22 protein-coding genes are annotated in these 26045 nt (G+C 55.9%); 1 reads left to right on the top strand and 21 read right to left on the bottom strand.

Features of this window, described 5'->3' with window-relative positions; all coding sequences use genetic code 11:
- Positions 1-148: 148 nt before the first annotated feature.
- The 5 genes from citG to ACULM0_RS10905 form a co-directional block, all read right to left on the bottom strand.
- Positions 149-994, bottom strand: coding sequence for a triphosphoribosyl-dephospho-CoA synthase CitG (gene citG, locus ACULM0_RS10925; RefSeq protein ID WP_463677565.1), 846 nt, complete (start codon positions 992-994; stop codon positions 149-151).
- Positions 995-1846, bottom strand: a complete 852-nt coding sequence (locus ACULM0_RS10920; protein ID WP_463677564.1) for a patatin-like phospholipase family protein — start codon at positions 1844-1846, stop codon at positions 995-997.
- Positions 1847-1875: 29 nt separating this feature from the next.
- Positions 1876-2787: a DMT family transporter gene (locus tag ACULM0_RS10915; RefSeq protein ID WP_463677563.1), complete on the bottom strand. Its 912-nt coding sequence runs from the start codon at positions 2785-2787 to the stop codon at positions 1876-1878.
- 99 nt (positions 2788-2886) lie between these two features.
- Positions 2887-3753, bottom strand: a complete 867-nt coding sequence (locus ACULM0_RS10910) for an AraC family transcriptional regulator (protein WP_463677562.1) — start codon at positions 3751-3753, stop codon at positions 2887-2889.
- A 77-nt stretch (positions 3754-3830) separates the two neighbouring features.
- Positions 3831-5096, bottom strand: coding sequence for an NAD(P)-dependent oxidoreductase (locus ACULM0_RS10905; protein ID WP_463677561.1), 1266 nt, complete (start codon positions 5094-5096; stop codon positions 3831-3833).
- A 159-nt stretch (positions 5097-5255) separates the two neighbouring features.
- Here ACULM0_RS10905 and ACULM0_RS10900 point away from each other — a divergent pair, with 159 nt between their 5' ends.
- Positions 5256-5828: a phosphatase PAP2 family protein gene (locus ACULM0_RS10900; RefSeq protein ID WP_463677560.1), complete on the top strand. Its 573-nt coding sequence runs from the start codon at positions 5256-5258 to the stop codon at positions 5826-5828.
- Between the two features lie 191 nt (positions 5829-6019).
- Here the strand turns inward: ACULM0_RS10900 and ACULM0_RS10895 are convergent, their stop codons facing one another.
- The 16 genes from ACULM0_RS10895 to buk (ACULM0_RS10820) all read right to left on the bottom strand — a co-directional run bounded on the left by ACULM0_RS10895 (position 6020) and on the right by buk (ACULM0_RS10820) (position 25930).
- Complete coding sequence (locus ACULM0_RS10895) at positions 6020-9307, bottom strand: glycoside hydrolase family 31 protein (protein WP_463677559.1); 3288 nt, start codon at positions 9305-9307, stop codon at positions 6020-6022.
- Positions 9307-11142, bottom strand: a complete 1836-nt coding sequence (locus ACULM0_RS10890; RefSeq protein ID WP_463677558.1) for a glycoside hydrolase family 15 protein — start codon at positions 11140-11142, stop codon at positions 9307-9309. The genes ACULM0_RS10895 and ACULM0_RS10890 overlap by 1 nt, the downstream gene beginning before the upstream one ends.
- A 4-nt stretch (positions 11143-11146) precedes the next feature.
- Entirely contained in the window at positions 11147-12946 is a 1800-nt protein-coding gene (locus ACULM0_RS10885; RefSeq protein WP_463677557.1) for a glycoside hydrolase family 125 protein, read from the bottom strand.
- Positions 12947-12997: 51 nt separating this feature from the next.
- Entirely contained in the window at positions 12998-14278 is a 1281-nt protein-coding gene (locus tag ACULM0_RS10880) for an ABC transporter substrate-binding protein (protein WP_463677556.1), read from the bottom strand.
- A 12-nt stretch (positions 14279-14290) separates the two neighbouring features.
- Positions 14291-15124: a carbohydrate ABC transporter permease gene (locus ACULM0_RS10875; protein WP_463677555.1), complete on the bottom strand. Its 834-nt coding sequence runs from the start codon at positions 15122-15124 to the stop codon at positions 14291-14293.
- A complete protein-coding gene (locus tag ACULM0_RS10870) occupies positions 15114-16001 on the bottom strand; it encodes a carbohydrate ABC transporter permease (protein ID WP_463677554.1) in 888 nt (295 codons plus the stop codon). Before ACULM0_RS10870 ends, ACULM0_RS10875 begins: the two co-directional genes overlap by 11 nt.
- A complete protein-coding gene (locus ACULM0_RS10865) occupies positions 16001-17035 on the bottom strand; it encodes a LacI family DNA-binding transcriptional regulator (protein WP_463677553.1) in 1035 nt (344 codons plus the stop codon). The genes ACULM0_RS10870 and ACULM0_RS10865 overlap by 1 nt, the downstream gene beginning before the upstream one ends.
- A 339-nt stretch (positions 17036-17374) precedes the next feature.
- On the bottom strand, positions 17375-19369 hold the full coding sequence (locus ACULM0_RS10860; protein WP_463677552.1) for a methyl-accepting chemotaxis protein: 1995 nt from the start codon (positions 19367-19369) through the stop codon (positions 17375-17377).
- A 132-nt stretch (positions 19370-19501) separates the two neighbouring features.
- On the bottom strand, positions 19502-20041 hold the full coding sequence (locus tag ACULM0_RS10855) for a 2-oxoacid:acceptor oxidoreductase family protein (RefSeq protein WP_463677551.1): 540 nt from the start codon (positions 20039-20041) through the stop codon (positions 19502-19504).
- A 1-nt stretch (position 20042) separates the two neighbouring features.
- A complete protein-coding gene (locus tag ACULM0_RS10850; RefSeq protein WP_463677550.1) occupies positions 20043-20792 on the bottom strand; it encodes a thiamine pyrophosphate-dependent enzyme in 750 nt (249 codons plus the stop codon).
- Positions 20792-21853 carry a 3-methyl-2-oxobutanoate dehydrogenase subunit VorB gene (locus ACULM0_RS10845; protein ID WP_463677549.1) on the bottom strand — a complete coding sequence of 354 codons (1062 nt, stop codon included), beginning with the start codon at positions 21851-21853 and terminating at the stop codon, positions 20792-20794. Before ACULM0_RS10845 ends, ACULM0_RS10850 begins: the two co-directional genes overlap by 1 nt.
- A 21-nt stretch (positions 21854-21874) precedes the next feature.
- Positions 21875-22102 (bottom strand): 4Fe-4S dicluster domain-containing protein, encoded by a 228-nt coding sequence (locus ACULM0_RS10840; protein ID WP_463677548.1) that lies wholly within the window; start codon positions 22100-22102, stop codon positions 21875-21877.
- Positions 22103-22175: 73 nt separating this feature from the next.
- Positions 22176-22850, bottom strand: a complete 675-nt coding sequence (locus ACULM0_RS10835) for a nucleotide-binding protein (RefSeq protein ID WP_463677547.1) — start codon at positions 22848-22850, stop codon at positions 22176-22178.
- The gene (buk, locus tag ACULM0_RS10830) at positions 22851-23921 is read right to left on the bottom strand and encodes a butyrate kinase (protein ID WP_463677546.1); all 1071 of its coding nucleotides are present in this window, start codon (positions 23919-23921) and stop codon (positions 22851-22853) included.
- 14 nt (positions 23922-23935) lie between these two features.
- A complete protein-coding gene (locus ACULM0_RS10825) occupies positions 23936-24847 on the bottom strand; it encodes a phosphate butyryltransferase (RefSeq protein ID WP_463677545.1) in 912 nt (303 codons plus the stop codon).
- Positions 24848-25930 (bottom strand): butyrate kinase, encoded by a 1083-nt coding sequence (gene buk / locus ACULM0_RS10820; RefSeq protein ID WP_463677544.1) that lies wholly within the window; start codon positions 25928-25930, stop codon positions 24848-24850.
- Between the last annotated feature and the right edge of the window lie 115 nt (positions 25931-26045).

Below are 26045 nucleotides of genomic sequence, written 5' to 3'. Positions count from 1 at the left end.
AATCTTTCGATTTTCCGACGCTTTACCAACGTCGTCTATGGTATTGTCCCTGTACTTTTCTCTTTCGCGTTACCCCTCCCACCGGCTTACCCTCGGCATCCGCGGGAAATTGATAACGTTTTCATGTTGTAGTGTATCATACAAACTTTTATCCTTGCAAGGTTTTTTCTTCGATGCCGTGAAAGAAAAAGGTCAGCGCCAAAAGATCGGCCGTACCGCCGGGGCTCAGATGATGGGCTGTACACCAGGCGTCAAAGGCCGCAAGCTTGGTCCTCAGCACCGCTTTCGGAAGCGGTAGCAAGTTGGCCGCCCGCGACTTGGTCTCACGGTAGAGCTCGGGTCCACCGCGCTTCATAAGGTTGGAATCCTCAGCGTGGATCAGGAGCGAGACCAGGGCCCGGTGGCCCGCTTCTTCCTCGTCTTTGGTCTCCTGCAGGGTCCTGGAGTAGATGGGCAGGCCGTGGGTCAGCACCGTGGGAAAACCCGCCTGCACTTCACCGCGGATTCCCAGAAAGCCATGGTCACGGTAGAGTCTTTCTCCCGCCGTGAGCGGTTCGACTAGGTCTCTTTCCGCCAGCTCCCTTTCCACCAGCCCCCAGGTCATCTGGCGGATCAGCTCCACCAGAGAGGTCACCCCGATGGGTCGACCCTTCGCCTCCAACCAGCCGGCCGCCCCCATGAGGAGTCCCAGGGAAAAGACCATCCCCTTGTGGGTGTTGACCCCTCCTGTGGCCGCGTACATCTGCCGCTCCCCCTCGATTCCAACGGGTCGCAGGCCGGTCAAGATCGAAAGGGGCTCTTCTGCTTTCGCTCCCACATCGAAACAAGCGGAAAAGGTCTCCCGCAGGGTGTCGGCGCTCCTTAGAAAATGATCCGCCGTCATATCGTCGTGGGCGCCACTGTTGGCAAGATCCACGAGACCTGGCTTCGGCGTGAGCGATACCTCGCGGATCAGCGACCGGTGGCAGAGGCGCGTGAGCGCTTCCCTTCTCATCTACCCTTCCTCCAGTCGGCGCATCAAGGCCTCGCCCGCACGAAAGCCCTCCTCATAGGCCGCGTCCAGAACGTCGATCTCCTTGGTGAACCGCTTGAGCCCCAGCTCCTGTGGCGGATGGAGGGCGATGACCTCGACACCCGCTGGCGGCTCCTCGATAAAGGCGATGGCCTCGTTGTAAACGCGGGCGCGGTCCAGGGTCGCCTCGGCCACTGCGGGGTGGTCTTTGAAAAACCAGCGGTAAAAGGGAGAAAACCGTTTGTCCTTCATTCGGTAGTCCTCGGGGCGCGAGCGCAGGACCACGATCCGGTCGGCACCCAGCTCGTGGGCTTTTTTCACGGGAATGGGATCGGCCACCCCCCCGTCCACGTAGGGGATCCCATCCACATGTAGGGTCCGCTTGTAGAAGACGGGAATGGCGCTTGAAGCCTTGAGCACATGCTCGAGCTGGTCGCTCGCCGGCGTGAGGTAGGTCGCCTCACCCGTCCGGGCATCGGTGAGGCCGATGAAAAACCGGTCCCTTTTCTCCGACAGTCGGTCGAGATCGAGCCGCAGGTCGCGGATGGTCACGTACCAGAGCCAGTCGAGATCCATCAGGTGCTCACCGCGGATGAACTTTTTCGCGGAGATAAAGGCCGGATCCAGGGAATACTCCGTGTAGACCCTGTAGTTCCTACCCTGCATTCCGGCCAGGTAGGCCGCTAGGTTCGTGGCCCCCGCCGAGACCCCGAGGTACAGATCGAAGGGGTCGGACCCTTTCTCGAGCAGGGCATCGAGGACACCGGCCGAGTAGATGCCGCGCATGGCGCCGCCTTCCACCACCAGGGCGGTTTTCTTGTTCTCTCTATCCATGGGATTTCCTTTCCATTACCAACTATGCATTAAATCGTCGGTCGCTTGAGGGCAGCGATCTTTTTCGCCTCCCGCCGGCCGCTGGTGGCGATCACAACCACGGCCAAGAGAATGAACACAATACCGATTAGGGCCCCGGGCGTCACCCGCTCGGAGAAGACCAGGATGCCGATGATCACGCTGGTCACCGGCTCGAAAGTGCTGAGGATCGCCGCGTGCTGGGGACCCACCTTGCGAATCCCCACCTGGAAGAAACTCACGCCGGCCACGGCCACCACGAAGGTCAGCACCAGGGTCATCCCCCAGCCCGCCGGTGTGATGGCCACGAAGAGACTCTTCGTCACCAGCCCGTAGAAAAAGGTGATCACACCAGAGATCAGGGTCAGGTAAAAGGTCAGGGCGTAGGTGGGCAGGTGGTTGAGGCCACTGGCATCGATGTACAGGATGTAAAAAGCATAGGTCGCGGCCGAAAGCAGGGCGAGAAGAAAACCCAGGACGTTCAGCTCGATACCGCCACCGTAAAAAAGCACCACCCCGGCGGTGGAGAAAAAGACCGCCAGGAAAGTCCTCCGGGTGATGGGTGCCCGGGTGAAAAGCACGCCGCCTAGCACCACGAGCACAGGGTAGAGAAAATGCACCGTGGTAGCGATCCCCGAGGGGATCATACCGTAGGAGATGTAGAGCAGAAGGCCCGTGGGCCCGTACCCAAAGATGGCCACGAGGGCCATTTGTTTCCACTGGATGAGGCTCAACCTGGGAAGCGGCCCGGCCGTCCTGCGGTTCAAAAAGACCAGCATGGGCAGCGAAAAAAGATAGCGGTAAAAAGTGACGCCGATGGCGTTCCCGCCCCTTGCGTAAATATAAAGTGCCATGAGCGGCATGGTCCCGAAGACTACCGCCGAGATGATGGCCGCACCGTAGCCGAGCGTTCGATCGGACATAGGAAAATCCCCCCTCCACCGTTAGGATAGCAGAAAAGGGGGGACTTGGGAATGGCCCGGGTCAAAAGTGATCGCCGGTTGCCTTTGTTTTAAGAGATCTTAGCGATTAATGGGCACGTAGATGTAGGTCACACTATCGGGAAAGCCCGGCTTAAAATCTTCCGTGTAAAGCTCGTAGTCGTAGGTGTGGGCCACCTCGTAGCCTGACTCGGGGAACCACTCACCGTAGATTTTCTTGTAGGTCTCACCGATCAGCGTCACATCACCCACATGCTTGAAAACAGCATAGTCCACGTGATCGAGCGTCCAGGTTTCCATCCCTTCCGGAAGGTCTTCTGCGCTATCCACCTCGATGCCGGCCATATAGCGGAAGTCCTGCACCTTGGAGATATCCAGATCTTCTGTCATGGGAGCACAGGCACCGTAGGCATCGGCCCCTTCCTTGATGTGCTTGATCTCTGCCGTGCGCCCGTTGAAGACCTGCCACATCTGACCGATCTCTTGGTTCTCGTTCTTTCCCTCGTAGACCATGCCCACGATCGTGCGGGCGGGTAGTTTTTTCAGTTCCGGTTTCATCTCATTTCCTCCTTGTATGCAGACCAATTTCCTGACGTCCAGGGGGGCGACGTAGTAGGTGTCTTTTCCCTGGCGTCTGTACCGATTCGGTGTGAGGCCCACGAGCTGTTTGAAGCTGCGGCTAAAGCTCTCCTGCGAACTAAAGCCGTGGCCTATGGCGATCTCGAGGATCCGTTCCTCCGAACCCACCAGGCTCCTCGCCGCCTCCGAGATCCGCCGGATCCGAATGTAGTCCGACAGCATGTAGCCGCTGAAAACATGAAAAAGCCGGGTCAAATACCACTGGGAGTAGCCCACCTCTTCTGCCAGTTTCCCCAGCGTGTAAGTAGAATCGTCCAGGGCCCTTTCCACACAACCCAGTACCTCTCGGATCATCCGCTCGTAGATCATCTTTTCCTCACCTCACACTCACATTCTACCGGACTGCCAGAAGGCTTTTTTGATAATTTGTGCACTTTTGGGAAGCGTTAAGAATTGGTCTGACCCTCGAGGCCTTTCACATAAGAATCGATGGCCTCGGCCACGCGCTTGGAGAAGTTCACGGCCTCGACCACCGTCTTGGCACCGGTGACCACGTCTCCAGAGGCGAAGACGCCCTCCCGGGTGGTCAGCCCCGTTTCGTCCGTCTGCACGAGACCCTTCCCATCGATGTCAATGCCCTTGGAGTGGGCCACGATATTGGCCCTGGGGCCCTGGCTGACGGCAATGATCACGGAGTCGGCCTCCTTGAGCTCGGCCGGGGCATCGGAGGTGATGAGTTTCTCCTCGCCATCGACCGTGACCTTTTTCGTGTGCTTGTACAGGATCCCCTGGTCCGTGATTTCTACAGGCGTCTTGAAGAAGTCGAAGTGGACCCCGTCCAGCTTGGTGTACTTGATCTCCTCGTTGGAGGCCGACATGTCGCTCTCATCCCGCCGGTAGAGAACCGTCACTTCCTTGGCCCCCTTGCGGATCACCGTCCGGGCCACGTCCATGGCCACGTTGCCCGCGCCCACGACCACGACCCTACGACCCAGCCGGTAGCTCTCTGGATTTTTCAGATAATCGATGGCATAGTGCACGTGGCCCAGGCTTTCTCCCTTGATGCGCATGGGCTTGGGATTCCAGACGCCCGTGCCGATAAAGATGGCCTTGTAGCCGTCCCGAAAGAGATCGTCCACGGTGATCACGGGTCCCACCAGGGTGTTCGGCCGGATCTTGACGCCCATCTGCAGCAGTTGGTCCATCAACCGGTCCAGAACATCCTTGGGCAGGCGGAAGGCCGGGATCCCGTAGCGGAGGACCCCGCCGATCTTGTCCTGGGCTTCGAAAATCGTGACCGCATAGCCTTTGGCCGCCAGGAAGAAGGCCAGGGTGATGCCCGAGGGACCCGAACCGATGATGGCCACCTTTTTTTCCGGATCGATATCGGGCCGGTAGTCCATCTGGTGCAGGTAGTAATCCGAGATGTAGTGCTCGATCGAGCTCCAGTGGATGGCCTTTCCCTTTTTGCTCAGCACACAGTGTCCCTCGCAAAACCTCTCGTGGGGACAGACCAGGGAGCATACGATGGACAGGGGGTTGTTTTCAAAAAGTAGTCTGCCGGCCTCAGTGATTCGGTCGTTGAGGAGAAGGTGGACCGCCTCGTTCACCGGCGTATCCACTGGACATCCCTCTTTGCACAGGGGCCGCTTGCACTGTAGGCAGCGGTTCGCTTCTTCTATGATATGTTGTGCCATGACAATCGCCTCCATTTCCGTTAGCCATTATTATAACACGACGACCAAGATTCAAAAAACTTTTCAAAAATGCAGACTACACCTCAACAGATGATTCGCGCGATAAGCTCATGGCCATCGGGTATCTAAGGAGTAACGACACCTGAAACATCTGTAGACTGGGAGCTGATCTGCTTGAAAAAACACTGGAAAATCTTACTCGCCTTACTCTTGTGGCTTGCGGCCTTCTTCCTGTGGCAGAGCCCGATGGACGAAAGACTCCTCGCCCTCATCGCCCAGATGCGCACGGAGGGGCTGAGCCTCTTTTTCACTACCTTCACCCACCTGGGTTCCTGGCGTCTGCTTCTCCCCCTGGGTGCCCTGGTCCTGCTGCTCGCAAAAGACCGCGACTACCGCTATCCCCTGTCCTTCGGTCTGCTCGGGGCCTTTGCCTTTAACGGGGCATTGAAATACCTCTTCGGTCGCCAGCGCCCCGATCTCTCTCCCCTGGTCATAGAAGGCTATTTCAGCTTCCCCAGCGGACACGCCATGGTCAATGCCGTCTTTATGTATTATGTCTACCTCTACGTTCTCAAGGGCTCGGGCAGATGGATCCTACCCCTTCTCGGCTACAGCCTGCTGATGTCCTTCAGCCGCCTGTACCTGGGGGTCCACTACCCCGCCGATGTCCTGGCGGGCTACGCCGCGGCTCTGACTTTCCTGTGGGGTGTGGAGCGCTTCCTTTCGAGAGAGTCTTCTCATACTTGACGTGCAAGAGACATAGGTCACGCTTATCGCTCATCAAGCCACCTTCACGGGAATGCTTCTTCCCTCTGAAGATGGCTTGATCTTTTTCAACATATGAGGTGCCTGATGATCGGTCACCTTGAACTGGCTTATCTGCTCGACGGGTATGCTCTCTACCCGTCCTGCTTGCCAGTCAGGATTTTTTCGCATCCCTAGTCTTTCAGTGGCAGGATGCTTATGTCTCGATACCTTCTTCCGTTGATGTGCACAAGCTCCAAACCGCCGGCAAAATGAAGCCACAGTGGGTGATCCTGTGCCTCCACCTCCATGGTGAGCACGCCCTCTTCATCAGTAAAAGAGGTAACCCTGATCTCGAGATCCTTTCGGCCCGAGAAACACCATAGGCCTTCCGGTGAACCCACGATCAAGAGGGTGAGCCGCTGGTAATCCTCCAGGGAGGAAGGCATCGCATCACCCAAAAGGCCCGATGGGTTGAGATCCATGGGCAGGATGCTTCCGTCTCTGACGAAAACGGGTATCCGGTCGATGGGAGCCTCCACCTCGATCCTACGGGCTCCCTCGAAGAACCTTTCTTCGAACAGCGACCACCACCTACCTTCCGGTAGGTAGAGGTTGCGGAGCCTTGCTCCTTCCTCGATGACAGGGGCGACGAGAAGAGAAGGCCCCAGTAGATAGGCATCCCACAGGTCGTGTGTTGCAGGGTCCTCCTCAAAATCGAGGACATAGGGCTTCATCAGGGGTTCACCCCTAAGAATCGCTTCTTTTGATGCTTGGTGCAGATAGGGAATCAAGGACATCCGGAGGTTGGCGTAGAATCGATAGACTGCGATGGCCCGTTCATCTTGCCAGCGTTCTGCGATGTTCCACGGCGTCCGGTCCTGATTGAACTCCGCCTTACTCTCCGCGTGGTACTGCATGATCGGACAGAAGGCAGCCATCTGCGTCGAACGGATAAAAAGCTCCACGTTGGGGATCTCCCCGCTGAAACCCGCAAGATCCCAGCCCCAGAAGATCACCCCCGACAGGCCAGCGGAAAGCCCCGCCAGCATGCTGCGCTTGAAGGCATCGAAGGTCGATCGCTCATCTCCCGCCCAGTGGGCCGGATAACGCTGCGCACCCGTGTAGCCCGCGCGTGAGAAAGTGATGCCATCGTTTTGACGGATGAAGTCATAGTAGGCTCCGATGTAGGCGTTGGGATAGGCATTTCTCATCTCCCGACCGGTCTTGCCATCGTGAAAGGCAAGATCATTGCCGAAGACAAACTCTCCGCCATCGGTCTTGAAACCATCGACGGCCAGCTCTTCCACGAGGTACTTGCGCTTGTCAAACCACCACTGCTTGCCCTCTTCATGGGAAAAATCCATGAGCAAACTATCCTTGAACCACCCCTCGGGCAGGCGGTAAGGCGCTCCCGAGGCTTCCTTGACACAGTAGCCCCGTGCCAGGGCGTGGGACTCGTCATAGGATTTTTGCAAGTGGTGCAAACTGGTGATCTGCTTGATAATGGGGATCTGCCACAAAAGGCACTTGAGATCCTTCTCATGCAGGTAGTCGATCAGACCCTTGGGATCTGGCCAGCGCCCCCATTCGGGGAAGGTAAAATCCCCGTAAGCATGGGCAGAACCATCTGTCCTTTCTTCGTATACCGCATCGTTGAAAATATAAAAGGTCGCTTCATCGCTCCACGCTTCGATCACGAGGACCGTAGCGGGAATCCCGTGTTTCTCTGTCTCGGCCACTTGCCTGCGTACTTCATGATCACTGTCCCAGTTGTTGCTGGACATCCAAGGACCCAGGGCCCATTCGGGGATCATCTTGGCCGGGCCGTGTACATGGTGGATGGTCCGGACCTGCTCTTGCAAGGAACCGAAAACAAGCTGCCCCTCCATGTGCTGCTCCTCCACGTAGAGCTGCAGCTCCCCTTGACGGTCTCGGCCGAAGTCAAGGACGGAATAACCTTCGTTCGACAAGCTCATACCGAAGCCCGCTGTTGTATAGAAAAGTGGCATCGGTAGGTAGGTCCGCAGTCCCTGGTCCTTGTACTGGTTATAGACAAACTGGTCCACCTGCTGCCCCCACTGATCGAAGGCATTATAGCGTTCACCCAGTCCGTAGATTCGGGTATCCTCCAACTGAAAGCGCAGACCCGTCGCACAGATGCATCCCTCTCTTTCGATCCAGGAAAGGGGATGGTCCTCCACCGATCGCAGGAGAAGACCCTGGGGACCGCCCACCGAGAAGGTGAAGGGTGCCCGCGAAAACCTAATTTCATACCCACCCAGGGATACGACCTCTCCTGTGACGCCTTCGGCCCACTCACCGATTTGCCCCTCATCATAGGGCGCAAGGGAAAAGGCGAGCCGATCCTCCATGGCTTCGAAAGCCAGGCATCCGTGGTCATCGAAAAAGAACAGCCGCCGCTCATCGCGGTAAACAGCCCGCAGATCTTCTGCATACAGGACCCTCCCCACGGAGAAGCGGAAGGTTTCTGATGCGATCTCCGGTTGATCCCTGTAGAAAAATCGGTAGGACACATCTTCCCCACCCGGTCGGCCCTCTAGCTCGAATCGCCACCGATCGGATAGTAGATCACCCTCGTAAAGCTTGCCGTTTAACTCGAGCAGCAGGGGCCTCGATTCGCTCAGCGGCGAGGTGATGGCGTCTAGTGTGAAGGCTTCTCCTCCCAGGGGAAACCAGGGGTGACGCTCATCTGCACCGGGCTCGTAGCGATTGCCATTTCCAAGGGGACGGTGACGGATCAGGTCTTCTTGCAGTTGCCCCACTGAGGCGAGGCGGGTGGCCACGAGTTTCTTCAGAACATGGTCATCCTTTACGGACCCGAGCAGGTCCCGTGCCTCGGCATAGCTCCCCTGTTCGGCATCGTACCAGGCGAGCAGCAGGCGCTCGAAGTCCGTCAGGCGCTCGGGATCCTGGCCTAGGACCTTTCGCATCTCCTGAACCGCATCCACGAGCACGAGATCTTCTGGTTCAAGTAGACCAAAGGGTACACAGGCGAAAAGCGTATCGAAACGATTCTCCTGTCGTCCATCATCCGACATAAGCCTACCACCAGCAATATGATGGGTGTAGAGGTGGGCCTTGATCTCGCGCAGAGCCCTGGCTATGGCCTCCCGCTTGTAAAAGAGGTTGGCATTGCGCAGGGCACTGTACATCAAGGCCAGTACCGCCGTGTGGACACGAGGGTCCTCTTTTCCGAACAGACCGGGATAGGGGACCATGGCGCTGGACACCACGTCGTCGGCCCATTGGTGAAAGAGGGGGTTTTGCAGAAATGCGCTCTCCTCATCCTCCAGCCGGTGCAGGGCCCCCAGGTACAAGGCCATGGCACGGTCGATGGCATCGCCCGTCGCTTGGGCCTTCCGGCTGGTCTCTCTGCATAAAGAAGCCAGCCGGTCCTCTTGTTTTTTCAGCACGAAAAAATGTGCTTTCACTATGGGCATCAAGCGTTCCAAGTTCATCACCCCTCCTGTTGACTGTGGATATGACAGACGGAAACGAACTCAGCACAAGCCCAAACCAATGGATTGATATAACTGATCCGCTCATCGTCACCACTGATCGCTTCTGGCATCAGGCCATAGCGATTGGCGTGACGTACCATCCAGTCTCTCTTCTTTTCATAGGTTTTCAAATCGCCGGTACAGTAGGCGTACTCTGCACAGGCCCCCGTGTTGAACAACCAGGGACCATGGTGATACTCCTGTTCACTGTAGCCGGTACCGCCATGATAAAAATCCGCATGATCGAGCAGATACCGGTGGGTGGCCCGCATCTTGTTCGTATCCTCGAAGCCATAGAGGAGTCCAAAATACTGGGGTGCATCGTATTTTCTGACCAGCTCATCATGATACGATACGTACCCGTACTGGTAGCCCTCTCCCGCCAGATAAGTGGTTTCAATCCCCGCCAGGATTGATCGGTTCAGGTCGATCAAACGATCTCGCAGGTGCGCATCGGAGACCATTTCGATGGCCGCGCGAATCCCGCCGTAGATGAACATGTTCGATGATGTGATGTACGCGGGACCAAAGACGCCTTCATTGACCCCACCCTCGGGACCCACGAGTCCCTTCTTTCTTTCGCTAGCGAGGAGCACACCCGTCAGCTCAGCGATCCAAGCATCATCGATCAGACGCTCGCCTGTGAAGCGCTCGTAATCCCTGGCGTTACGCAGAAAGTAACCGATGGAGTCGAGCTGCTGGTAGACCTCGTTGTTGGCCCCTTCGGAGGGCTGGCCTTTGCCATTGTAGCGCTGGTAAAACTCCCCGCTTTTTTTCCTCGGCCTTTCCATGAGGTACAGGAGAATCTCCTTGGCCTCCCGGTAGTGACCCGACAGTAGAAAGGCTCGCGCCACCATCATAGAATCTCTAGCGTAGTAGCTCGGCATGCCGTCGGAATAATAATGGCCCGTCAGATCCGCGGGAACGAAGCCGCGGTTGGTCGCACTCTTGATGGCAATGCGGTTGATCCGCTCCAAGGCCAGTGGCGTGCCGGCCACCGGTTGTTCTCCCCTGGCCAGAAAGCTTTGCCAGTAGGCCTTGGCCTTGGAAAAGGCCCCTGCTGGCGGGCAAGCCTCGAGGTGGTCAAGGGCTTCCTCCTCCCTACCGCCGACGGCCAGCGTCCAGTGAAAGGTGTGGGACCCATCGGGTGGCAAGGTCAAGGTCCTGCCCACCAGAATCCCCGTCAGCGAACCCTCGCCAGGGTTGAGCTCGAGCGGACTCGCATCCCCGTAAAGGACATGGGCGGTAGTGCGATAGATGAAGCCCGTGGGTCCCTCTTCCACCAGATGAAAGCGGTCACATTGCTCACCCCGGATGCCGATCGTGCAAGTCTGACCGCTGGCGAGGGCTCGGTTGTCCTCCACCCGTATCCGCCCTTGCCCTTGGGGTCGGAGCATCACGTAGGCATAGACTTCAACCTCTTTCTCCCTATAGGTCCGATTGGTGATCGTGCAGGAAAAGCCGAGACTGCTCTCTTCAAAACCAAAGGCTCGATCGACTTTTCGAAAATCCTCCGTTTCGAACACATCGGTAAAGCAGAATCCCTGGTCTGTATAGCTATCGAGCGGTGCGATGTGTTCTGGATGTCTTGCCTTTGACTCCACGCGGTTGCCGTACAAGATCTTGCCCCCTGATTTGACCAGGGTCACCGCACTGTGGACCAAATCCTCCTCGAAACCCTTGTAAAAGAGATGTCGCACGCCCGTCCCCTTGCCGTCGATAATGCCTTCATCCACACCGTACATACCTGCCAGGTGCTCACAACCAATCATACCCAAGCCCGGATAGGCCATAGGATCACCTTCCTTCTCTTGTCATCAATGCGTGCACCAAAAACCCGGCGCACGTGGCAAAATGAGCACCGGTGACCCATTCACCTGTGTTTTCGTCAATGCTCTCGCAGGCAATCCCATTGTCCATCTCCGTACGACGGAGCATATCCATGGCTTGCTCTTTTCTTCCGTTCAAAAGACTGTTGCAGATGGCCAAGACCCAAGGATGGTCCGCATGAGAACACCCCAGCTCCTCAAAAGCCGTGCCGGCAAAGTAGTGGGGGAAGCTTTCGTGGTACAGACGCCGGAGCGTGTTCTGAAAGATGGGGTCCTCGGCCTCTACGAAACCATAATAGGATAAGAGCGATAGACTCCCCGGGGGCTCATCGTAAAAATCATGGTTGCCCTCCAGATCGCCGCTCCATGCGTAAAAACGCTGGCCGTCTCTTTCGATCGTCAGATGCTCGTTTACCGCGTCCCGTACCCTGTCCCGCAGGCTTTGGGCCCAGAGGGCCTTTTCTTCTTTTCCCCAATAGGCATACAGTTTTTCAAGCCCGCCGAGCATACGCCAGACCAGCACATTGTTGTAGGTGAGATAGGGATACTTTCGCATATCGTCCGTGGGCATCAGGAATGTTCCGAACAAATCGACATCTGGGTGTTTCCAGTCCATGAGCCGCTCCACGATGTGCGCCACACCACTCTGCACCTTTTGACTTTCTACATAGGCCCAGTCACCCGTACGCTCAAGGTACATTTCCATGGCCAGTAGCGGAGAGCAGAGTTCGTCGAGCTCAAAACCCGGCTCCAGCACTGTTCCATCGATGTAACGGCTGTGGATGCCGATGTTCCGGATCTGTCGACCGAAGACATAATCGAGGGCCTCGCGAGCCGTTCTCGGTTCTGTGGTCAGTAGGGCCGGAAAACTCCAGAGCAAACTATCCCGATCCCAGTAGGCAGCGCTGACGTAGTAACGGGGGCTCCGGGATGTACAGAGCACGCGTTCTTCTGAGTCCAGGGTCAGGCCCGTGGCATAAAAGTAATTGAAAAATTGGTTGAGGTTCAATAGCCTCATCAGGTGGCTGTCCTCATGGGGTTGCACCCTGTCCACCAACCATGTCTTCAACTGCTCGATCAGATGATCACCCGTTTCCCTCAGCATGTGAATCGCCTGGGTCGTGGCGCCCACCTCTTCAAAACCGATGCCCATGAAAAGATCCACCGTCGCCTCTTGTCCAACCGGCCCCTCATCCCACTGGACCTGCTTTTCAAAGGTGTACCGACGCGACTCTTGATCCACCTGCTGGGCTGTGAAACCGCCCTCTGTGATAAAAGCGAAACTGTTCATGGTGACGCCCGTGCGAAAATCGAAGACCCAGCCCTCGTTCCAAAGACTTCGGTAGATTTGGTGGCTGCCTTCTATGAGCTTGGATTCATTGATGCTGTGCAGCAGCGGTCCGAAATGACCCTCGACGCCCACGCTCACTCTCGGCAGGGTGGTCTCCGCTTCATGTTTTTGCCGGAGCTTGCACCGGAGAAACCAGCCCTTGGTCTCCATCGGTGCCACGTACTGAATCTGGATGTCGAAATCCCCGTGGGACATCTCCAAGGTGGGGATCCAGTAGTGCTCTCTCGTCCACGATAGGTCTCCAAAGGGCACCCGCTCACCCTCTACGGTTAAAAAGGGCTTCAAGAAGGGTTCACCCGTCCACTCGATGATGCCACGATCCCGCATAGACAGATAGTTCATGCTCTCCACTGCACCGTCTTCCGCAATGGTGGGAAGCGCCACATAGGCGTTACCGGTAGGATAATAGGTTTTCATCTGATCCTTCCTTTTCTCGATAGAGAGGGCTGCCGATTGGCAGCCCTTGGTTTAGTTTTTCGTATCATTAAGTAATTTCTCCAGTTGCACCTTCGCATCTTTCAGGGCTTCTTCAGGCGTTTTTTCGCCCATTTTCGCCAGGTCGAGTTCCTTGCCCACTACATCCGTCAACTGATTCCAGTTTCCGATGACCGGTGGCACCACCAGAGTATCAAGGGCCTGGAATACCACTTCCCGACTTTCCGGAGGTGTTTGCGTCAGGTAGGCCTCGAGGACCGCCTCATCGCTCACAGCGGGTAGTTCCCAGCTCGATGCCACGCGTTGTTCCACGGCCTCCGGATGAGAAGTGAAGAACTTCACCCACTCCCAGGCAGCGTCTGCGTTCTCTGTATCTTTTGAGATGGCCACGCCGTTAGAGAAGAAATGATGGGCCTTCTGGGTCTTCCCCGGTTCGAGGGCGATATCCCATGCAAAATCTGCTTCTGAAAAGGAGTCGAACATCCAGATGCCCGATCGCAGCATGCCGATTCTTCCGCTTTTGAACAGATCGCCATCGGATTGACCGCTCATCTGGGCGTCTGTCGGTGTCACGCCGTACTTTTGGATCTTATCGATCATCCAAGTCAGCGTTTCGATGTTCTGAGGGGAGTCGATGACGACCTCTGTTTTGTCGTCCGTTAGGATCTGACCCCCGTTTTGCTCGATCGTCTTGTAGAATTCCCAAAACTGAATGGGGGAGTAGGTTCCCCAGATGCCCTTTTCGGTGTCCGTGAGCTTCTCGGCAGCTGCGAGTTCGTCCTCCCAAGTCCAGTCTGCCTCGGGATAACCAAGGTCCGCTGCGTCGAAGAGGTCTTTATTGTAGAAGAGCACCACGTTTGAGAAAGACTCCACCAGGCCGTACTGTTTCCCCTCGTGGGTAAAGGCTTCTAGGGCCATCGTATTGAAGACCTCTGGATCGAAGGAGTCATCTGCCGCGATCAAGGTATCCATGTCATAAAGCGCCTCTTTCGATGCATAGGTAACGAAGTTCTCGTAGTTCAGCTCAAACGTATCGGGCGCTGTTCCAGAGGCCACCAGCGTCTGGAGTTTCGTGAAATAATCGTTCCAGCCCACCGCCTCATAGGTCACGCGGATATTGGGGTGTTGCGCTTCAAAAGCGGCGATCATCGCTTCAAGATCTTCAATGTGATCCGGTGCAGCGCTAAAGGTCATGTACTTGATCGTGACGGGTTCTTCAGACCCAGGCGTTTCATCGGATGCACCCGTGGCACAGCCACTCAAACTTCCTATGAGAAGCACCGACATCATAAGCATAGCCAACCATTTTTTCATAGTATTTCCTCCCTACTTGAGACCCGTGTGGGTCAACCCTTTGATGATATATTTTTGCGTGAACACATACACCAGCACCATCGGTAGGATGCTGATCAGTGTGCCTGCCATCAGTACGTTCCATTCGGTGGTCCACCGACCCTGGAGCGTCGAGAGCCCTAAGGGCAATGTCATGAGTGCTGTGTCGCTCGTGATGATCAAAGGCCAAAGGAAATTGTTCCAACTGGCCATGAAAGCAAAGATCCACAGTGTAGCAATAGCGGGTTTGGCCAGGTGGATGATGATCTGGAAGAAGACCCTCACGTAGCCCGCTCCGTCGATGAAGGCCGCCTCCTCCAGAGAGCGGGGAATGCCCAGGAAAAATTGTCTCATCAAGAAGGTACCGAAGGCGCTGAAGATACCCGGTAAAATCAAGGCTTGGTAGGTGTTCGCCCACCCCAGGAGGGTCATCAGGATAAAGAGGGGGGTGAGGGTGACCTGCTGGGGCACCATGAGTGTCGCCAGATAGAGGATAAACAAGAGCTCCCTTCCCTTGAAAGGGATCCTGGCAAAGGCATAGCCTGCCATGGCACAGATGAGCACCTGAAAGAATGTCGAGACCAAGGCCACGAGAACACTGTTCAGAAAGAACCTGCCCAGGGGCACCGTTTCAAAAGCCTGCTTGTAACTGTTCAGGGTAGGTGAATCTGGAACCCACTGCGGAGGGAGCGTGAAGGTCGCCGCACTATCCTTCAAAGAGGTGGATAGCATCCAGAGAAAGGGCAGGATCATGACCAAGGCGCCAGCGCTCAAGAGGAGGTAAACCAGGATTCTCTTCAAGTCAACAGGCCTTTTATCACGCATCATGATCGAACCCCTTTTTTTTCTGAAAACCCAGCTGGATCAAAGTGACCCCGAATATGATCAGGAACAGGGCCCATGAAATCGCCGATGCGTAGCCCATCCGGTAGTAGCGGAAGGCATTTTTGTAGATCTGCTCCATCATGACGCTGGTCGCGCCCGCTGGTCCACCGCCGGTCATGATCCACACCTGATCGAAGACTTGAAAGGAATTGATCAGAGAAATCGTGAGCACAAAGAAAGTCGTTGAGGAGAGTAGCGGCAGGGTGATGTGGCGAAATTTTTGCCAGCGGTTCACGCCATCGATATCGGCCGCTTCATAAAGGTGCTCGGGAATCTCCTGCAAACCCGCTAAGTAAATCACGGTGACAAAACCGATATCCTTCCAGACCGAGGTCATGATGACACCGATCATCGCCCACCTGGGATCGAGCAACCACCCGGGACCCTGGATCCCCACCAATGACAACCAGTGGTTGATGAGCCCGTACTCGGGATTGAGGAGCCACTTCCAGATCATGGACACGGCCACCCAGGAGGTGACCACCGGTAGAAAGTAAAGTGCCCGAAAGAACACGACACCCTTTAGCTTCTGGTTGAGCATCAGGGCAAGGGATAGCGCGAGGATCATCACGCTGGGTAGATAACCCGCGATGAACTGAAGTGTGTGAAGAAAGGCGGCCCGTATCGTCTCATCGGACCACACCTCGCGATAGTTTGCCCACCCTACCCACTCGATGGATCCGATCAAATCCCACTGGGTAAAACTCAAACCAAAAGAGGCGACGATCGGGCTGACCACGAAAACCAGCATACCGATCAGGCTGGGGAGCAAAAAGACAATGAGCGTCTTCACTTTTTCTATGCCATGATGACCGACCATCAGGTGACCTCTTCCTGTCGTGTACGCACGCTCTTTCGCTCGATGATCGCAATCGGCATGAGCTGAATCCTATCGACGGCCGTCCCTTCTCGATCGATGATCTCCAAGGCCGTTTGAGCCGCTCGCTCGCCCTTTTCAAATATGTTCTGATCCACCGTGGTCAGGGCTGGGAAAGTCATTTCCGAGATGAACAGATTATCAAATCCGATCACGCTCAACTGGTCTGGCACATGGATCCCCCGTTCCTGAAGCCCGGACATCATCCCCGCTGCAATCATATCCGCATTGCAGAAAACGGCGGTGACCTCGGGCTGGTCAGCGATCATCTGAGCAGCTTCGATACCCCATTGGTAGCTGACGGATCCTTCGTACAAGCGCGAAGGATCAAAGGGAACATTCGCCTCTAGCAAGGCTCGTTTGAAGCCTAAAACCCTTTTTTCGGTCACACCACCGGCTTTCAGCTCCCCGGATACAATGGCGATTTCCCGATGACCCTTGTCAATCAAATGCTTGGTGGCAAGGTATCCTCCCAGTTCATCGTCAATCCGCAGGTGATAAAAGTAGTCATCTTCAATATAACTATCCATCAAGAGAACTGGAACCTTTACTTCCTTGAGCTGCGTGTAGAGTCCTTCTTCATAGATCCCGAGCAGTATCAAGGCATCGAGGTTCCAGTTCACAAGAACATCCAAGTAGGTAGTATCTTTATCGACACCGCAAAGCATCATGTAGTATCCCTTTTCACGCAACCGGTGCTCGATTCCGCTCACCAGTTCCGAGTAAAAGGGATTCTCCAGTAAAAACTGTTGGTGTGATTCCGTCTGCGGGATGATCACGCCGATCATGCGCGAGCGTTTCGAGACCAAACTTCTGGCAGAAAAGTCCGGCACATATTTCAAATCATCGATGGCCTGATCGATCTTACGTATGGTTTCAGCCGAGACCTTTTGGTATCTGCCGTTGATCACATTGGATACGGTGGTTGGCGAAAAGCCCACCTCCCGAGCGATGTCTTTGATCGTGACTTTAGACACTGCCTTCCCTCCTTTCCTGCTGGGTTTAACGTTAAACGTGTGGCTAAACAGTAAGTTGAACGTTAAACGTAGGGACCAAAAGAATCAACCCCACGAGGTTGAACGTTCAACCGATTCTCATTAAAAAAACAAGGAAACGTTTTCATAACCTTATTCTAGTTGGTTTTTTTTTGGTTTGTCAAGTGTTTTTCTCCGCACCTCGGTATATGTCAAAGTAGCTTGATTGTAAAATGAAATTGAAAATGAATAACCGAAACACTCAAAAAGCCATCTTCAGGGGTAAGGTCTCTTCCCCCCTGAAAATGGCTTTGTCTTTTTCAGTATACAGGCTAACGGACGCTACTCCACTTTAAACTGGCTCATCTGGGCCGTCAGTCCGCCGATCTGATCGTTGAGCGCTGCGATTCGATCGACCACGCGACCCACGGTATCGGCCTGTTCCTGGGCTGCTGAGCTCATTTCCTCCGTCGAGGCTGCGGACTCTTCCGACACCGAGGACATAGACTCGATGGCTCCGAGGACCGCTTCGCGGTGTCCATCGGCCGTGGTCAGTACATCGGCCGTCTTTTGGATGTTCAGCGACACGGCTTCCACAGCCTTGCGGATCTCCTCGAAGGCCATCACCGTTTCATCTAGCGTCGCATCGGTACCACGGATGATTTCGCCGCTCTTTGTCATGGCCGCTTCCGTTTTCTCGATGCCTCCGCCGATCTCACCGATGATCCTCCGGATTTCTTCTGTGGCCCCATGGCTCTGTTCCGCCAGTTTTCTCACTTCCTCTGCCACCACGGCAAAGCCCCTGCCGTGCTCACCGGCACGTGCCGCCTCAATCGAAGCGTTGAGGGCCAGCAGGTTGGTCTGTTCGGAAATCGCATTGATCGTCTCTACAATCGTACCAATCGCCTGGCTCTTCTGGGCCAGTTCACCGACTCCGCTTGCCACAGTCTCGGAAGCTTCCCGGTTCCTGCCGAAGGCCGCTTTCAGCTCATCGATCGTCTCGATGCCTACGGTTGTGCGTTCCTGCATCCTTTGCGTCTGATCAGCGCTTTCATGAGAAAGATCCACAGCCGATCGAATCTGTCCCGAGAGCTCGTGAGAAGTCTGCAGGCCTTCGTAGGCTTCTTCCACCTGACGGGTGGCCCCATGGGCCATCTCCTCTATGGTCACCGCCATCTCTTTGGACGTCTCTCCCACGCCCTTGGCATCCTGAGTAATCGCAGCGCTGGCCACGTTCGTCTGATCCACGATGGCGTTCAGCTCACCGAATAGGTCCTTGAGTTTTGCGCGCATGGTCTCGAAACTATCGGCCACTTGTTTGAGCTCGTCCTGGTGCGGATAATAAACAGGCTTGGACAGATCACCACTGCCCATGGCCTCCGCGGCACCAGCCAAGGTCCCAATACCCTTGAGGGACCAGCGCACCACATAGACCATGACCAATAGGGCCACGAGAAGCGCACCACCGATAAACAGCAGATAACCATTTCGAAAATCCGTCATCTGATCGACGATCCCCGATCGATTTTGGACCATCTTGATGAAACCCACGGTCTTACCGGAGTAGTCTTCAAAGGGCAGGAACAAAAGGGCATAGCGTCCATCGTTGGATTTCCGGATCAAGCGCTCGCCCGATGCAATCAGAGACCGGACATCTTCCTCGAGAAGGATGGGGTCTTCTTCTACTGTACCGGCCAAGAAAGCTTGCTCCGACGCATCCCAAGCGACGCTAGAATCCGTCAGTGGATAGATGAAGAACTCACCCTTCAGGTTTCTCTTCAGTTTGTCCAAAAAAACCTCGTTAAAGGATTTTCCAAACTCCACGGTGCCCAGGTGCCTTCCGTTTTGGGAAAGGGGCATGACCACCCGAAAACCATAACCGCCACGGCCCTCTTCAAGACCCATGATCACGGTCTCCCGCTCGTTGGCTTCGTTCACCGTCATCCGGAAATCCGCCAGGGAATCCCCGTGTTTTTCCAAACTATGTAGGCGCAGAAAAGATGTGCTATCCGGCAGGTGGAACTGGAACTGGGCCATCTCATCCCGGATCGGTTCGTACCCCGGCAGTGTCAGATCGATCAGCTCCTGTCGATCCCGCCTGGCAAAGGCATCGATGACCGCCTCGTTATTTGCCACCTGTAACAGGGCCATCCGAGCCGTGGCAAACTCATCTGCCAGAGCTTGGTCCATGGTCTCCAAGTAGCTTTCGTGCGTCATCCGTTCTTCCTCTGCGATCATTTTCTCCGTGCTATCGAGCACGTACATGTACAGGACACCGAAGGACAACAGGATAATCAGCGTGATACTCATGAATACTTTTCTTTTGATCGTCATCATTGCTCACCTCACCCTCACTATACCATGTAACAAGAGAAGACACACAACAAAAAGCCACCTCCATCCGGAATCTCTTCCGGTGGAGACGGCCTTTTTGTTAGTGTAGGTGAAGCATTTGTTTTGAAGGAGTGCCTAGACGAGATCTGCGCCGCGCTTGAGCGCTTCTTCGTTGAGCGGGATGAGGTGTGCCTTGGACGCACCGAAAACCTTCTCGAGGGCCTTGACGATGCTCTCCGTCTTCACGGGATGCACGAGCTTGAGGTAAGCACCCAGCATGACCATGTTAGCCACTTTGGCATTACCCAGCTCTACTGCGATCTCATTTGCTGGGACGTAGTATGCATCCAAGTCATCGCGCGAGACCTTCTTCTCGATCAGAGAAGAGTTGACGATCACCTTGCCGCCTGCAGCCACGTCTGCCTCGAACTTATCGAGAGAAGGAAGGTTCATGACGATAGCGCATGTCGCATCGTTCGTGATGATTGGAGAACCGATCATGTTCTCGGAAACCATCACGTTACAGTTCGCCGTACCACCGCGCATCTCGGGACCGTAAGAAGGCAGCCATGAAACCTGCTTGCCCTCGATCATCCCAGCGTAGGTGATCAGCTGACCCATACTCATGACACCCTGTCCACCGAATCCGGCGATAATAATTTTCTCATTGATCATCTTACTTCTCCCCCTCTTCCGGCTTTCTGAAGTTGCCCAGCGGGTAGTAAGGAATCATGTTATCCGCCAACCACTTGAGCGAATCCACAGGCGTCATCCCCCAGTTCGTCGGGCAGGTAGAAAGGACTTCGACCATGGCGAATCCCTTGCCGTCGAGCTGGCACTGGAAAGCTTCCTTGATCGCTTTTTTCGCCTTGCGGATGTTACCCGCATCGTGAACGCTCACACGTGTCACGTAAGAAGCACCGGGGATCGTTGCGAACATCTCGGAAACCTTAAGCGGCTCGCCCATGCCTTCCTTGGTACGACCGAGGGGAGACGTCGTCGTACGCTGACCGAGCAGCGTCGTTGGCGCCATCTGGCCACCTGTCATCCCGTAGATCGCGTTGTTGATGAAGATCGTCGTGATGTTCTCACTTCTGTGTGCCGCGTGGATGATCTCGGCCGTACCGATGGACGCGAGGTCACCATCACCCTGGTATGTGAAGACCGTGCTTTTGGGAAGCGTACGCTTGATTCCCGTGGCCACCGCCGGCGCACGACCGTGAGCCGCCTGGTGCATATCCACGTTGAAGTAATCGTAGGAAAGGGCCGAACACCCTACGGGGCATACGCCCACCGTGTTATCGAGTTCGCCGAGCTCTTCGAGGACCTCGCCGACCAATCTGTGCACAACCCCGTGCGTACAACCCGGGCAGAAGTGCGTTTCTTTTTCCGTTAATCCGTTTGTCTTTTCAAATACTAATTTCATTACTTCGCACCTCCGATCAATGCTTTCGCTTTTTCCACCACAGCCTCAGGAGCTGGGATCATACCACCGGAACGTCCGTAGAAATCAACCGGCAGACGGCCGTTGAGCGCAAGACGCACGTCCTGGATCATCTGGCCTTCGCTCATCTCCACGCAAAGTACATTCTTCACTGAATCTCCCAGCTCGTCAAAAGCCTTATTCGGGAAAGGCCACAGGGTAATGGGTCGTACGAGACCTGCTTTGATACCCTCTTCTCTGAGCGCCTCGACAGCGTTTCTGGCGATTCGGCTTGTTGTACCGTAGGCCACGAACACGATCTCCGCGTCTTCTGTCTTGTAAGACTCGTAACGCACCTCGTCTGCGGTCATATCGGCGAACTTCTTCTGAAGCTTCTTGTTGTGGTCTTCCAGCAGTTGTGGATCGAGGAAAAGCGAGTTGATGATATTCGGACCGCGCTGACCCTTCTTCGTAGTCGTCGCCCATTCCTTATCGGGCAGATCGCGCTTCTTGGGCTCGTTGAACTCAACGGGCTCCATCATCTGACCGATCATACCGTCACCCACCACCATCACGGGGCTGCGGTAGTAGTCGGCGATATCGAAAGACTCCATCATGATATCGACCATTTCCTGCAGGTTGGCCGGAGCGTAGACGGGCATCTTGTAGTCCCCGTTACCGCCGCCGCGCGTTACCTGGTTGTAGTCCGACTGGGCCGGCTGGATACCACCCAGACCAGGGCCACCACGGACGATGTTCACGATGACACAGGGAAGCTCGGCACCGGCGATGTAGCTGATGCCCTCCTGCTTGAGCGCGATACCGGGAGAAGAAGAACTCGTCATCACGCGGGCACCGGCGCCAGAAGCACCGTAGACCATGCTGATGGCCGCTACTTCAGATTCTGCCTGTACAAAGGTCCCCTCGTTCTTGGGTAGCTCTCTCGACATGTACTCGGGTATTTCGTTCTGAGGTGTGATGGGGTAACCGAAGAAAAACCTACAGCCCGCTTTGATCGCAGCCGCTCCGATTGCCTCATTTCCCTTCATCAAAATTTTTGCCATTTTGCCAATCCCTCCTCGGTCCTAGACCATTTCTCGTTCGACAGTGATGACTAAATCAGGACAAATCGTCGCACAGTTCGTACACCCGATGCACTTGTCCATTTCCTTGACCGTTGCGGGGTGGTACCCCTTCACGTTGATCTTGTCGGTGTCCATCACCACGATGTTCACGGGACACACTGTCGTACAGAGCTCACAGCCCTTACAGCGATCCTGTTCGAATGTTACCTTCCCTTTGGCTTTTGCCACATCAAACCCTCCTCTTTTATGGTTGAACGCATCAAAACAATTTATATGATCAAGGGAGAAAAGACGCTCTCCCTTACATCCAGTCCTCTCGCATATACATCTTCAGGCCGAAAAGCTCACCCGATAGATCCGACGGAAGCTCGGCGATGACGCTCTCGATGGCCGAGACGTAGCGCACGGGAATGCCCGTGGCCTTGGAGACCTCGTCCACGACGCGCTGGCCTGCCATCACGTCCTCGGTGCTGGTGTTCCTGAGCATGTGGGTGTTGTTGATCAGTCCCGTCACACGTGCACCCGCCGTGGCCTCGATGTCCCGGATGTGCCGGATGGCACCCTCCGCCGTGGCCGTCTGCTCCCGGTGGGTGTTGATCACACAGAACATATCGTATGCACCGGGCCTGAAGTACTGGCGGTAACGCGCCAGGACTCGGGCGCCCACGGAATCGCCACCCACATCCAGGATCACCTGGGTGGTCTCATCCTGCAGGGGCCCCTGGACCCCGGCGGCCACCATGGGGATATCCAGATTGGCCTTGTGGCCGAAGGCACCACTGATCACTTTGATGCCCTGGTCCTCCAGCATGTCGGCCTTCTCCCGCGAACGGAAGTAGGGGTTGACGATATCGAGATCCGCCAGGGCCACCTTTTGCCCCGAAGCGGCCAGCTTCAGGGCGTAGTTCACGGCAAACTCCGTCTTGCCGCTCCCGTAGTGGCCGATGATCACGCGGATACGGTTATCATTGAGCATCTAATACACCTGGGCTTCTTCTTCACCGGTGAGCACACGGAGACCACCCTCTGCCAGGGCCGTCATCTCGTCTTCTCCCGGGTAGACGATCACGTCACCCATGAAGGCCACGCCTTCTTTGATCCATTCCACCAGGCGCTCGTCATAGGCGAGACCCCCGGTGAGCACGATCGCATCGATCTTGCCCTTCAGCACCGTGGCACAGGAGCCGATCTCCTTGGCCACTTGATAGGCCAACGCTCGGTAAACGAGCAGCGCCTGCTCATCGCCATCCTCGATCATGCGCGTGACCTCTCGGCCGTCGTTGGTTCCGAGGTAGGCCACCAGACCACCCTGACCCTTGATGCGCTTTTTGATCTCGGAAAGTGTGTACTTGCCGGAGAAGCAGAGCTTTGCCAGGTCGCCCACGGGCAGTCCGCCGGATCGCTCGGGGCTGAAGGGACCCTCGCCGTCAAGGGCGTTGTTCACATCGATCACGCGACCCTTTTCGTGGGCGCCAACGCTGACGCCACCACCCAGGTGCGCCACGATGATGTTCGTATCCGCATAGGCCTTGTCCATGTCCTTGGCCGCACGTCGTGCCACGGCCTTTTGGTTCAGCGCGTGGAAAATACTGACGCGCTTGATCTCGGGCATACCGGAGATCCGGGCCACATCCTGCATCTCATCGACCACAACGGGGTCCACGATGAAGGAAGGGATGTTCAGGCTACCGGCGATCTCGTTGGCAAGGATGCCGCCCAAGTTCGACGCGTGCTCTCCGAGCACACCCACCTTGAGATCCTCCACCATCTTTTCCGTCACCGCATAGGTACCACCTGCGATGGGCTTGAGCAGTCCGCCACGGCCGACCACGGCGTCGAGTTTCTGCAGATTGATCTCTTTTTCTGATAGCGTGTTCAGGATGACTTCCTTGCGAAAATCGTATTGATCGTAGATCTTGTCGTAACTGTTGATCTTCTCCGCCGGGTGACGGAGCGTGGTCTCGAAGACCTCTTTGTCATTATCGTAGATAGCGATCTTCGTGGACGTAGAGCCCGGGTTGATCGCCAGGATGCGATAGGTTTTCACGCTGCTTTTCCCCCTTATTGATTCGCTGCCGCGCTCATGAGCACGCCCAGCGCAATGGAATTCAGTTTCGTTTCGTCAGAATCTGCACGGCTCGTCAGCACCACAGGTGCTGTGGCCCCTACGATCACGCCCGCAGACTTGGCCCCCGCCAGGAAGCTCAGTGCCTTGTAGAGCACGTTGCCGGACTCGATATCGTCCATAAGCAGAATGTCCACGTCGCCGGCCATGGGATCCTTGATCCCCTTGGTCTTCGCCGCTTCCTTGTTGATGGCATTGTCCAGGGCAAAGGGACCACCGACGTTACAGCCGTTGATCTTGCCTTCTGTCACCATCTGGACCAGTTCGCCCGCATCGACCGTCGCCGGCATCTTGGGGTTCACCTTTTCCTTGGCACAGATAACGCCTACATTAGGCAGATCGATCGCCAGACCCTTGGCAACGTCCAAGGCATTCTCGATAATCTGTGCCTTCTGCTCCAGGCTAGGCGCGATGTTCATCGCCGCGTCGGTCACCATCAAGATCTTGTGGTAGGTCGGCACATCGAAAACGGCCACGTGGCTGAGCACGTTCCCCGTCCTCAGTCCCGTTTCCTTGTTGAGCACGGCCTTCAGGATGATCGAGGTATCCACGAGACCCTTCATGACGATATCCGCTTCGCCCGATGACACCAGGGTCACCGCCTTGGCCGAAGCCTCGGCCATATCGGGCAGATCGACTACCTCGCTCGTGGACAGATCGAGACCGATCTCTTCGGCTAGGCTACGGATCTTCTCCCCATCACCCACCAGGGCGCCGGTGACGATCCCCGCTTCCATGGCCACCTTGTAGGCCGCCAGCGCATCGGGATCGTGCGCTGCCGCGATGGCGATGCGCTTGGGTCCCTTTTCCTTTGCTACGGTTAATATTTGATCGAAACTTGTGATCATTTACAACACCTCGTCTTCGTATACTTTTGCCGCTTCCTTCCCATCGAGCACCCGACGGGTCCCCTCGTTCAGGGCTTTCATCTCATCTTCACCCGGTCTAACGTAGACCGGTGCGATGAAGGACACACGCTCTTCAATATAAGTGGTCAAGTAGGCTGAGTAAGCCACACCGCCGGTCAGGATGATGCCGTCGACCTTTCCGCCGAGTACCGTGGCCATGGCCCCGATCTCTTTGGCGATCTGATAGCCCATGGCTTCGAAAACACCCTTCGCCTCGTCATCGCCGGCCTCAATCCGCCTTAACACTTCGCGGGCATCGTTGGTGGCCAGGTAGGCCACCAGACCGCCGCGACCGCGGAGCTTAGGCTTGAGCGTCTTCATGGTGTAGTCACCGGAGTAGCACATCTTTACGATATCGCCCACGGGCAGGCCGCCGACGCGCTCGGGACTGAAAGGACCCATCTCATTGGCGTTGTTGGCATCCACCATCTTGCCCTTTTTCAGGGGCACGACACTGATCCCACCGCCCAGGTGGGCGACCACCAGGTTCATATCCGACAGATCGCGTCCCATCTCATCGGCCAGGCCGATCGAGGTGGCTCGCACGTTCAGGGCGTGGAGCAGGCTCCTTCGCTCGATGTCCGGCATCCCGCTGATCCTGGCCACGTCTTCAAACTCATCTACGGCCACGGGATCCACGATATACGACGGGATCCCCGCCATCTCGGCGATGGATTTCGCCAGGATACCACCCAGGTTCGAAGCGTGCTCGCCCTGGATGCCCACCTTGAGATCGGCGATCATCGGATCCGTCACGTGGTAGGTCCCACTGGGCATCGGCCGCAGCAGTCCGCCGCGTCCCACGACAGCCTCGAGATCGGACACACTGTAATCGGCCTTCTCGAGCCAGTCCAGGATCATCTCTTTGCGGTAATCATACTGATCGGTGATCTTCTCAAAATGCGAGAGGGCCTCCGCCTCGTGATCAAGGTTAGTCTGCAGGGCGTTCTCCATTCCTAAAAAAAGCGCCACCTTGGTCGACGTCGAGCCCGGGTTGATCGCAAGTACAAATTTCTTTGACAAGGGTCATCCACCTCCATACATAGTCGTCCTCTATAGGTGCAAGGACGGTGCCAACTTCCAGGAACATAGGAAAAAGGACCCCTGGGGGCCCTTTTGGAAAACGTTGCCACGTCGA

It is taken from the genome of Halotolerantifilum yawarlongkerapense (assembly GCF_054506745.1).
The sequence above is the reverse complement of the archived record's forward strand: the minus strand, read 5'-3'. Positions and strand labels throughout refer to the sequence as shown.